The sequence below is a fragment of the Leptolyngbya sp. PL-A3 genome, assembly GCF_039962325.1.
In the GTDB taxonomy this organism is placed as follows: domain Bacteria; phylum Cyanobacteriota; class Cyanobacteriia; order Elainellales; family Elainellaceae; genus Vacuolonema.
The window spans coordinates 1-12,946 of sequence record NZ_JAMPLB010000065.1 but is presented as its reverse complement, the minus strand read 5'-3'; the positions used below and the strand labels follow the sequence as shown (position 1 = coordinate 12,946).

Here is a 12,946-nt window from a genome sequence, read left to right as displayed (position 1 = left end):
CACAGTGCGCGGCACTTGAAAACGCCCTTAAACTGAACTCCGCTTACCTACGGGGCGGAGTTTGGATGACTTGTTCAAAGTTGAGGAAGAGGATGGGTGAAGCAGGTGATATTGGAAATAGGACAGGTGGGATCGGTCAAAGGATTATAGGAGAGATCAAGCCAGGTAAGGCGAGAGAGCGATCGCAACCGCCGCGCATTCCTAATCTGATTACGGGCCAAATCCAAACGCTGCAATTCGGAGAGTTGAGCCAGAGGGCGAACGCGCACAATTCTGTTAACGGCTAAGTTCAAGTCCATCAGCTGAGGCAATTTAGCTAATGGCTCAATATCAATAATCTGATTATCGTAAAGGTCGAGGTGAGTCAATTGAGTCAAGCCTGACAATGGTTCCAGGTCGATGATTTCGTTGCTTGATAGATTGAGGTGAGTGAGCTGGCTCAGGTTTGCCAGAGGACGAATGTCATCAAGCAGGTTGTTATCAATGGATAACCCTTTTAGATAGGTGAGATTTGCCAGGGGAGACACATCTGTAATCTGGTTGCTGCCAAGGGTGAGAGACTCCAGGTAGGGTAGGGAAGCGAGAGGACTGATATCGTGTAGATCATTGCCGCCAAGCTTGAGCACTTTCAGTTGAGGCAGAGAAGCAATGGGCTTAATGTCTTGAAGTTTGTTTTCGTGGATATAGAGATCGGTCAGATTCTGAAGGGGTTGTAGTGGGGCCAGATTTATGACCTCGTTAAAAGCCACATTCAACGTGGTTAAGTTGACCAGACCCGACAGTGGGGATAGGTCGTCGATTTGATTGCTGAATAGGTGAAGGCTTTCTAATTGGGTCAACGTCGCCAGGGGAGCAATGTCGGTTAGCTGATTTTGCGATAAGTCCAGATGCCGCAGATGGGGGAGCTGGGTCAGGGGAGACAAATCGGTAATCTGGTTGTCGGCCACATTTAGGCTTTCTACCTGGGTGAGTACCGCTAGTGGTTCAATGCTGCGCAGTTGTAGAGAGGGCAGGTTCAGGGTGGTTTCGGTGCCCAAGGTTTCGGCGGCGATCGCACAATCCCCTGACTCAAACCGCCCTAACATTCGCTCGATGGTGTACTGAGCATCGGAAGAGAGGCGATCGCGCCCCTCACACAACTCACGGAATGCTGTAACGGGGTCCTCAGAGGATTCCTGGGCGATCGCCGGGGCAACGGTTAGAAGTGTCAGAGCGATCGTTGACCCGATAAACCATCGATTCATGTCAGGGTATCCTCAAAACGGTTGGGGGTAGGGAGGGTGGGTGGACTAGAACTGGCAGGTTCCATTGGACAAGGGACAGGTGCGATTGCGAATGAGGTTGCCCGTAACCTCCAACGATTGCAGTTGGGTGAGCGATCGCTATTCTTATTTAGGTAAAGAAGGATACTAAAGCCTGCTTTGACTTTCCGGTGAAACCTGTTGAATTGTATTAAGATCTCTAATTTTTACTCTTGCAAAATAATAACCTTGCATAAGGACTCTCTATGAGAAGAGTTACAAAAAATTCTGAATTCAGTGGATCAGTGGCAAGTAAGTGTCATTTACTTAGCAATAAGGTGTCAGCATAATCACGGATAAATCAGCGATGTCCCATCTCAAATCTCTAAAAGTTCGCACACACACCCATCACCATTCTCGTTAAAACGTAGGACTTGAAAAGCCCTTTTGAAAGCCGTGCTACGCAGTTTTGAACGAAAAAGTGGTAGTTGGCGATTCCGAAGGGATCGCTAACTTTCAAGGCTATGAAGACAAAGAGAATGGGGAGCGTAACGCGCAGTAACCCTTTATATGAGGCTGTTAAAGAAGAGATATTAAGTTGGGATGAACTCTTAAAGGTCCTAACTCAGAAAATTCTCAGATGTCGGTATTTTTAAAGTCACCCATCTTGATGCCCACAAGCTTGGTGTCAAAAATTACTGCATTCATTCTCCTACTGCTATGTCAAGCACAACTCATCAAGTGCCCAGTATGACGGTCAATACGGGTGTTCCCGTAGCCCAAAATACATGGGTAACCGTTACCAGCGCGATGCTGCAAATTAGTGACACCGACACGCCTGCGGATCAGCTGATTTATACCATTACCCATTTGCCTGTGAATGGTCTACTGCAACTGAATGGGCAACAGCTTAGCGTTAATAGCAGTTTTACCCAGGATGACATTAATCAAGGTCGGCTGATCTATTTTCGAGGAAGCAGCGCTGAGAGCGATAGCCTTGGTTTTGCCTTTACCGATGGCGCTCAGGAGATGATGTACCTGGGCCAAACATTAGAAGGCTCTAGCACCTCCTTTTCAGCGACTGGACGATACGTAACTTTTGCATCCAGCGATAGTAGTTTGGTGAGTGGCGACACGAACCAGTCTGAAGACATTTTTGTTTATGACCGCTACACGAAAACTTACAGCCGCGTTTCACTGGGCTTAAATGGATCGCAAAGCAATAGTAATTCCGGTAGCCCTTCTATTTCAGCGGATGGACGATATGTAGCTTTCTGGTCGTTATCTAGCAACTTGGTGGAGGGAGATACAAACGGAATCGAGGATGCTTTCCTGTACGATCGCCAAACAGGTGAAACGATCCGTATCTCATTAGATGCCAATGGTAATCAGCTTTCTGACTATACCTTTGGTACCATTATCTCGGCGGATGGGCGCTATATTGCATTCTCTTCTTTTGCGAACAATCTTGCGCCTGGGGAGGATATTAACCGGAATTTCGATGTTTTTGTCTATGATCGTTTGACGCAGCAAAATACCCGTATTTCCGTTCCCTTTAATGGAATTGCTGAACCATCAACCTATTCACGTTGGCCGCGCCTCTCGGATGATGGCCGCTATATTTCATACTTTTCGACAGCGACGAACATCGTTCCAAACGATACCAATAATCAAGGAGACATCTTCGTTCTCGATCGCCAAACTGGAGAAACAACCCGAGTTTCTGTTGCCTCTAATGGCACCCAAAATACGGGCCAAGTGAGCCCAGCAGAAATGTCTGGTGATGGACGTTATGTTGTGTTTAGTTCCTCCGATGGAACATTGGTGAGTGGAGATACCAATGGTGCGATCGATATCTTCCTGCACGACCGGGTTATTGGCGAGACCAGCCGGATTTCAATGGGGACACAAGGAGAACAGGCCAACGGTAACTCTCGCCTGCCTTCCATTTCCAAAGATGGGCGTTATATCACCTTTGTCTCTAATGCAACCAATTTGGTGGCAGGTTCCTCCACCTCCTTGGGCAATGTCTACACCTACGATCGCCAAACCGGAAAAACAACGGTTATTGAAGGCAGTTACATTGCTAATCCTGCCGGTTCTCCACTGAACTGGGCTAATCCGGCTCCCTTTCTACAGCCTGAGTTGTTTGATTCCGAAATCTCTGCTGATGGTCGTGCTGTTGTTTTTTATTCCAGTTATGCCAATGTGCTGGGAGACGGCGCGGACAAACCACCCGGAATTTACCTTTACTCCCCGAGATTCTTCAATGGCAGAACGGTGTTGGGAGGAGACTTTACCAACACCGCACCAATTCTACGGCAGGGAATTGTGGATGCATGGGCTGCGGGAGACAACTTTTTCCAGTACACGATTCCGGTCAATACCTTTACGGATTCGGATGCGGGCGACGCTCTGAGCTATCGTGCCTCTCTTGCAGATGGTAGTACGCTTCCCACGTGGTTGCAATTCAACGCTCAAACCCTGACCTTTAGCGGAACTCCGACGAGTGCCGATGCAGGCTTTCTCAATCTGCAAGTAACGGCAACGGATACAGCGGGTGCTACGGCTACTGACTCCTTTGTATTAGAGATTTTGAGCTCTAATGCACCGCCTATCGTGGTAGCCCCCAACAAACGGCAAACGGTCATTGAAGATGAGTTTTTCTCCATGACCATTGCGGATATTTTTAGAGATGATGATGCCAACGATGTTTTGGTTTACAGAGCAGTTCTAGAGAGAGGTGCTCCACTTCCTCAGTCGCTCACTTTCGACCCCACAACAGGCCAAATCAGCGGTACGTTTTCCAATGCCTATGTCGGTTTTCGAAATGTGTTCGTCTCAGCCACCGATCGCTTCGGCAGAACCACTAGCACCTCGCTCCTATTAACGGTTACTAACAGCAACGACGCTCCAACATTGACCCAGGCGATCGCCGATCAGTCGGCCACCCTAGGGCTGCCATTCTTTTTCGCCCTGTCTAACACTACCTTTCAGGATATAGATGCTGGTGATATTCTCACGTACAGCGCCACCCTGGAAGACGGCAGCCCTCTTCCCTCCTGGTTAACGTTTAACCCAATAACGCGAAGTTTCATCGGTACACCCACCAGCGGCGATACTGGCAATCTTCAACTAAAAGTGACAGTGAGCGATCGCGCAGGAGCCTCAATCAGCGATGTCTTTGGCCTGTCAATAACAAGCAATACGCCTCCAACCCTAGACCTTGCCATCGCGGACCAATCCGCGACTGAAGATGCGCCGTTTTCATTCACGATTCCCATTGGCACATTTCAAGATGTCAATATAAACGATGTTTTGACTTACAGTGCAACCCTGGAAAATGGTCAACCCCTGCCCTTATGGCTGAGCTTTGATGCTTCAACGCTGACTTTTAGTGGTACCCCAACAAATACCGATGTGGGCACCATTAATGTGCAAGTACGAGCCACCGATCGGGCAGGAGCCTTTGTCAGCGATGTGTTTGCCTTGGCGATCGCTAACACGAACGATGCCCCTGTTGCCCATAGAGATCAGATTGTTTTTGCACAGAACCGTAATCTGCCCATCTACAAATCCAGGCTTTTGCAGAATGATTACGATATGGATCCGGGCGATCGTATTACCCTTTCATCTGTGGCAAAGCCTCGCAATGGTGCCTTGATGAAGGGCAGCAACGATGCTCATTACATCTATGTACCCTATAGCTCTGGGGCGGATCAATTTGCTTACACCATTCGGGATCAGTACGGTGCGACGGCAACATCTGTCGTGGATCTGGTTGTCAGGGTTTTACCGGCATCCCTTGCTGGAACAGCCCGAGCCGATCGCCTCGTCGGGAATGGTCAAGAAAATGGAATTCAAGGTCTTGGCGGTGATGATGCGTTGTTGGGTGCGGGTAACCCTGATGCTTTGTATGGTGGGTCAGGGAATGACTCATTGGATGGGGGAAGTGGCAACGATATTCTGGTTGGAGGGCAAGGGCAAGATAACCTTGTAGGCGGCACTGGAGCCGATAATTTGGTGGGGGGTGCAGGTCGCGATCGCCTAACAGGTGGTACTGAGCAAGATCTTTTTCACCTGGCCGCTCCCAACACTGGATCGAGCGATCTGATCACCGACTTCCATACTGGAGAAGACCGATTGCTGGTTTCCCGAACAGATTTCCGCTTCAACCATGCCCTGGGCAGCCTTGCTCGTGGATATTTTGCGGTTGGGACCCGAGCAATGCGGAGTGGCGATCGCTTCATCTACAACCCCGGAAATGGAAGACTGTTCTTTGATGCAGATGGAACGGGTCGCATGGCTCAGATTGAGATTGCACAGTTGCTCAACCGACCAACCCTCACGGCATCCAGCTTAGCTGTCATGGCTTGATAGATTCGCCCTCCGATAGCAAACTTAGGAGGTTTCTGCATAAGAATTTACCCAGAATGTTGGTGCTTTGCCCGCTTCGCGGGCAAAGCACCAACATTCTGGGGGTAATTCCATTACTGGAAATCTCCTTAGAACCCTTATTTTGTTGCGACAAAACAACGACGAAATAAGGGTGCTTGGTTTTACTGTGCCAAGGTGTCGTATAGCCTTACACAATTGAGTTAGGGGCGGGCACCGTGTAATTACGGTTAAACGAGCGGCTTCTTAAGCTGGGATGAATTCTTGAAAACTACGGCTTTAGAAATTTTTAGATCTCGGTAATTTAAAGTTACCTATCTTGGTGCCTACCTGGGTTGGTGTTAGAAACTACCGCATTTATTCTCCTACTGCTATGTCCAGCACAACCAACCAAGCGCCTGAGTTAACCGTAAATACAGGTATTTCAGCAGCTCAAAACGAATGGGTCACTGTTACCAGTGCGATGCTGCAAGTCAGCGATGCAGATACCTCTCCAGAACAACTGGTTTACACGATTACCCATTTACCTACCGGTGGTTTACTACAACTGAATGGGCAGTTGCTGAGTGTTGATAGCAGTTTTACCCAGGATGATATCAATCAAGGTCGGCTGACCTATTTTCGCGGTAACAGTGCTGAGAGTGAAAGCTTAGGTTTTGTTTTCACCGACGGCACTCAAGAGATGCTGTACCTGGGCCATGTATCAAATGGTTCCAGCACTTCCTTTTCTGCGACTGGGCGGTATGTGGCCTTTGAAGCCGATGACAGCAGTTTGGTTCGTGGTGATACGAATCAGTCTCAGGATGTCTTTGTTTATGACCTCTATACAAAAACCTACAGCCGAGTTTCGCTGAGTTCTAGTGGAATTGAAGGCGATCGTATGTCTGGCAGCCCTTCTATTTCAGCGGATGGACGTTACGTAGCCTTCTGGTCGTATGCCAGCAATCTGGTAGAAGGTGATACAAACGGGTTAGAGGATGCGTTTCTACACGATCGCCAAACGGGTGAAACCATCCGCATTTCATTAGATGCCAATGGCAACCAGCTGTCTGATGCGACAATCGGCACTATTATCTCAGCCGACGGGCGTTATGTAGCCGTTTCATCTCGCGCGAGTAACCTTGCACCGGGAGAGGATGTCAATCGACATTTTGATGTTTTTGTTTACGATCGCCTCACTCAGCAAAATACCCGTGTTTCTGTTCCCTTTAATGGAATTGCCGATCCATCATTCTTGCACTTTTCACGCTGGCCGCGTATGTCAAATGATGGCCGTTACATTTCATTCTTTTCCACTGCAACGAACATTGTTTCTAATGACACCAATAATCTGCAAGATATCTTTGTTCGTGATCACCAAACTGGAGAAACAACCCGAGTTTCTGTTGCTTCCGATGGAACCCAAAACACAGGTCAAGTAAGCCCGGCAGAGATATCAGGTGATGGGCGCTATGTCGTGTTTAGCTCATCGGATGGAACATTGGTCAGTGGAGATACCAATGGTGCAATTGATATCTTTCTGCACGACCGAGTTACTGGGGAAACGAGCCGAATTTCTATGGGAGGGCAAGGGGAGCAGGCAAACGGTAACTCTCGCCTCCCTTCTATTTCCAAGGATGGGCGTTATGTAAGCTTTGTCTCCAACGCAACCAATTTGGTAGTAGGCTCCTCTACCTCCCTGGGCAACGTCTATATCTACGATCGCCAAACTGGAGAAACAAGGGTCATTGAGGGAAGCTTCATTGAAAACCCGGCTCGTCCCACTCTGGGTTGGTCTAATCCGGCTCCCTTCTTGGATACAGATTTATTTGATTCTGAAGTCTCGATTGATGGACGTGCAGTTGTTTTTTATTCCAGTTATGCCAATGTGCTGAGGGACGGTACGAACAAGCCTTCAGGAGTTTATCTTTACTCCCCACGATTCTTGAATGGCAGAACGGTATTGGGAGGAGAATTCACCAACACCGCACCAACTCTGAGGCAAGAAATTGCCGATACATGGGCTGTGAGAGGTAGTTTTTTCCAATATACGATTCCTGCCAATGCGTTTACGGATCCCGATGGAGGTGATTTTCTCAGCTATCGAGCGTCTCTTGCCGATGGTAGGGCGCTTCCTACATGGCTTCAATTCAACGCTCAAACCCTCACATTTAGTGGAACTTCAGCGAGTGCCGATGTAGGTTTTATTAATCTTCAAATCACGGCAACAGACACGGCAGGTGCGATCGCAACCGACACCTTTGCATTAGAAATTGCGAGCTCTAATGCCCCGCCTGCCGTGGTGACCCCTTTCAAACAGCAAACGGTCATTGAAGACGAGTTTTTCTCCATGACCATTGCGGATATTTTTAGGGATAACGATGCCAACGACTTTCTGGTTTACGAAGCGCGTCTCCAGCCTACTTTTCCGCTTGCCAACTCACTCACGTTCGACCCCAAAACCGGGCAGATCAGCGGTACGCTTTCCAATACTTATGTGGGTTCTCGATATGTGTCTGTGTCAGCAACGGATCGCTTCGGTAGAAGCGCTAGCACCTGGATTATATTAGCAGTCACCAACGTCAACGATGCCCCAACTTTAGTCAATGCGATCGCCGATCAGTCCACTACAACAGAAATCCCCTTTCTGTTCACCGTACCCAGCACTACGTTCCAGGATATCGATCCGGGTGATGCTCTTGTCTATAACGCAACCCTGGAAGATGGGAGTTCTCTTCCTAGCTGGCTTCTGTTCAATTCCACAACACGGAGTTTTACAGGTACACCCGCCAGTGCGCATGTTGGTGTCTTGCAATTAAAGGTGACAGCGAGCGATCGCTCTGGCATTTCCATCAGCGATGTCTTTAACCTGACCATTACGAGCAATACGGCTCCAACCCTGGATAACGCGATTGCCGATCAATCTGCCGCTGAAGATACTCAATTCTCGTTCACAATTCCCAATGGCACGTTTGGAAATACCGATGTAGGAGATGTGCTTACCTACAGTACAACATTAGAAGATGGCAGTCCCCTTCCAACATGGCTCAATTTCAATGCCACAACCCTGACCTTTAGTGGAACTCCAACAGATGCTCATCTAGGCACGATTAACGTGCGAGTAAGGGCAACTGACCGAACGGGAGCTTCTGTTAGTGATGTGTTTGCGGTGGCGATCGCCAATACGAATGATGCTCCAGCGCTGGCTGCTCCTATTGCGGATCAATCAACCCTGAGCAATACGTCGTTCAACTTTAGAATTGCCAGCAACACATTCCAGGACGTTGACCTGGGAGACACCCTCACCTATAGCGCCACTCAAGAAGACGGAACCTCTCTCCCCGACTGGCTTCGCTTTGATGCTTCAACACAGTCTTTTACGGGTACTCCAACCATTACCGATGTTGGCACTATTAACCTGCGGGTAACCGCAACCGATTTAGCTGGAGCGTCTAGCAGCGATGTATTCACGCTGACCATTCTGCCCCACAACGATGCTCCAACATTAGCCAATCCCCTGCTTGATCAAGTGGCGAGAGAAGATCAAACCTTTGTTTTTGAAATTCCCAGAAACGCATTTCAAGATGCCAATACCAATGACCTTCTGACTTATCGTGCAACTCTAGAAGATGGTCAATCCCTTCCTCCATGGCTTAGCTTTGACGCTTCGACGTTGACCTTTAGCGGCACTCCGACGAATGCTCATGTGGGTACGATCAGTGTCAGAGTGACAGCAACGGATCAGGCTGGTGCCTCGATCAGTGATAGCTTCAATTTAGTAGTTGGAAATACGAATGATGCTCCAGCGCTGGCTGCTCCTATTGCGGATCAATCAACCCTGAGCAATACGTCGTTCAACTTTAGAATTGCTAGCAACACATTCCAGGACGTTGACCTGGGAGACACCCTCACCCATAGCGCCACTCAAGAAGACGGAACCCCTCTTCCTGGCTGGCTTCGCTTTGATTCTTCAACACAGTCTTTTACGGGTATCCCAACCATTACTGATGCTGGCACTATCAACCTGCGGGTAACGGCGACCGATTTAGCCGGAGCGTCGAGCAGTGATGTATTTACGTTGACCATCCTGCCCCACAATGATGCTCCAATATTAGCCTATCTTCTACTTGATCAAGTTGCGGGAGAAGATCAAGCCTTTGTTTTTGAAATGCCCAGAGATATATTTTGGGATGGCAATATAAACGATCTCCTGACTTATCATGCAACTTTAGAAAATGGTCAGCCCCTTCCTTCGTGGCTTAGCTTTGATGCTTCGACATTGATCTTTAGCGGCACTCCGACAAATGATCATGTGGGTACGATTAGCATCCAAGTGACAGCGACGGACCAAGCTGGTGCCTCGATCAGTGATAGCTTCAATTTAGTAGTTGGAAATACCAATGATGCTCCAACACTGGCTGCTCCTATTGCAGATCAATCAACCCTGAGCAATGCGTCGTTCAACTTTAGAATTGCCAGCAACACATTTCGAGACTTTGACCCGGGAGACACCCTCACTTATAGCGCTACTCGAGAAGACAGAACCTCTCTCCCCGGCTGGCTTCGCTTTGATGCTTCAACACAGTCTTTTACGGGTACCCCAACCATTACTGATGCTGGCACCATCAATTTGCGGGTAACTGCAACTGATTTAACTGGAGAGTCTAGCAGTGATGTATTTACGTTGACCATCCTGCCCCACAATGATGCTCCAATATTATCCCATCCCCTGCTTGATCAAGCGGCCCGAGAAGATCAAGCTTTTGTTTTTGAAATGCCCAGAGACGCATTTCGAGATGCCAATACCAACGACCTTCTGACTTATCGTGCAACTCTAGAAGATGGTCAATCCCTTCCTTCATGGCTTAGCTTTGATGCTTCGACATTGACCTTTAGCGGCACTCCGACGAATGCTCATGTGGGTACGATCAGTGTCAGAGTGACAGCAACGGATCAGGCTGGTGCCTCGATCAGTGATAGCTTCAATTTAGTAGTTGGGAGTACAAACGATGCTCCAACGTTGACTGCTCCTATTGCGGATCAATCAACCCTGAGCAATACGTCGTTCAACTTTAGAATTGCCAGCAACACATTCCAGGACGTTGACCTGGGAGACACCCTCACCTATAGCGCTACTCGAGAAGACGGAACCTCTCTCCCCGACTGGCTTCGCTTTGATGCTTCAACACAGTCTTTTACGGGTACTCCAACCATCACCGATGCTGGCACTATTAACCTGCGGGTAACCGCAACCGATTTAGCTGGAGCGTCTAGCAGCGATGTATTTACGTTGACCGTCTTGCCCCACAACGATGCTCCAACATTAGCTAATCTCCTACTTGATCAAGTGGCGAGAGAAGATCAAGCTTTTGTTTTTGAAATGCCCACAGACGCATTTCAAGATGCCAATGATCTTCTGACTTATCGTGCAACTCTAGAAGATGGTCAGCCACTTCCTTCGTGGCTGAGCTTTGATGCTGCGACATTAACCTTTAGCGGCACTCCGACAAATGATCATGTGGGTACGATTAGCATCCAAGTGACAGCGACGGATCGGGCTGGTGCCTCGATCAGTGATAGCTTCAATTTAGTAGTTGGAAATACCAATGATGCTCCAACACTGGCTGCTCCTACTGCGGATCAATCAATCCTGAGCAATGCGTCGTTCAACTTTAGAATTGCCAGCAATACATTTCAAGACTTTGACCCGGGAGACACCCTCACTTATAGCGCTACTCGAGAAGACGGAACCTCTCTCCCCGGCTGGCTTCGCTTTGATCCTTCAACACAGTCTTTTACGGGTACCCCAACCATTACTGATGCTGGCACCATCAATTTGCGGGTAACCGCAACTGATTTAACTGGAGCGTCTAGCAGTGATGTATTTACGTTGACCATCCTGCCCCACAATGATGCTCCAACATTAGCTAATCCCCTACTTGATCAAGTTGCGAGAGAAGATCAAGCTTTTGTTTTTGAAATGCCCAGAGACGCATTTCAAGATGCCAATACCAACGACCTTCTGACTTATCGTGCAACTCTAGAAGATGGTCAATCCCTTCCTTCATGGCTTAGCTTTGATGCTTCGACATTGACCTTTAGCGGCACTCCGACGAATGCCCATGTAAGCACAATTAGAGTTCAAGTAACAGCGACGGATCAGGCTGGTGCTTCGATCAGTGACAGTTTCGATTTAGCGGTTGGGAATACAAACGATGCTCCGATCGCCCACCAGGACAACATTAGATTTGAACAGAACCGGAACTTGCCAATCGAAAAATCTGTATTTCTGAGAAATGATCACGATGTTGATCCTGGCGATCGCTTAACCATTACAGATGTGACGAGACCGAGTAAAGGAGCCTTAATGGTAATGGGTGACAATGCTTATTACGTTTATGTGCCCTATAGCACCGGCCTTGATCAGTTTACCTACACGATTACAGACAGCGATGGAGCAAGAGCAACGGCTACTATGAGGCTCACTGTTGCGGCTTTAGCTTCGTCTATTAGCGGTACGGCCCGAGCTGAGCGGCTCAACGGGGACCACGAGGAAAATGCGATTCAAGGCTTAGGTGATAATGACGCTTTATTTGGTTGGAGTGCCAATGATGCTTTATATGGAGGGGCAGGACATGACTCATTAGATGGGGGGAGTGGCAACGATATTTTGATTGGAGGGCAAGGGCAAGATCGGCTTCGGGGCGGCACTGGAGCCGATAACTTAGTGGGGGGTGCCGGTCGCGATCGCCTGGCAGGAGGCAGCGATCAGGACTCTTTCCACATAGACGTTCCCTTAGGAGGAGCCAGCGATTTTATTACTGATTTCCACCCCGGAGAAGATCGTTTGCTCATTTCTCGAACAGATTTCCACCTCAATCACCCTCTTGGCAGTCTTGCCCGTGAATACTTTGCGGTGGGTACTCGAGCGCTGCGGGCTAGCGATCGCTTCATCTACAATCCTGGCAATGGAGGACTGTTTTTTGATGCTGATGGGACAGGTAGCGTTGCTCAGGTGGAGATCGTGCGGTTGCTAAATCGACCAACTCTGAACGCATCAAGCATACTTGTCATGGCCTGATAAATTTATTGTCTGACAGCAAAGCCAAACCCTCTACTGAGCGAAGACTGAGTAGGGGGCTTGGTTTTTACTACAAAGTATTGATGGATCCAGGTTAGGAGCTAGGTATTTCTTGCATTTACCATTCCTCCTGAGTGGGCGTTGCACAGTAGAGAATGATTTAAGTAAATACTGGAATCCGATGATGCTTGAGATAGTAAATGAGTAACTGGACTGAGAGGGTTAACATCTCGACCGACTTGGAGTAACA

The 12,946-nt window shown here is 48.5% G+C and carries 3 protein-coding genes; 2 read left to right on the top strand and 1 reads right to left on the bottom strand.

What is annotated here, in order from left to right; translation table 11 throughout:
- Positions 1-74: 74 nt before the first annotated feature.
- Positions 75-1,244 (bottom strand): leucine-rich repeat domain-containing protein, encoded by a 1,170-nt coding sequence (locus NDI52_RS28450; protein WP_348256651.1) that lies wholly within the window; start codon positions 1,242-1,244, stop codon positions 75-77.
- A gap of 717 nt (positions 1,245-1,961) precedes the next feature.
- On the opposite strand from NDI52_RS28450, the gene NDI52_RS28445 reads away from it, so the two are divergent.
- Together NDI52_RS28445 and NDI52_RS28440 are read left to right on the top strand one after the other, a co-directional pair.
- A complete protein-coding gene (locus NDI52_RS28445) occupies positions 1,962-5,618 on the top strand; it encodes a putative Ig domain-containing protein (RefSeq protein WP_190771066.1) in 3,657 nt (1,218 codons plus the stop codon).
- Between the two features lie 391 nt (positions 5,619-6,009).
- Positions 6,010-12,696, top strand: coding sequence for a putative Ig domain-containing protein (locus NDI52_RS28440; RefSeq protein ID WP_190771067.1), 6,687 nt, complete (start codon positions 6,010-6,012; stop codon positions 12,694-12,696).
- Positions 12,697-12,946 lie beyond the last annotated feature (250 nt).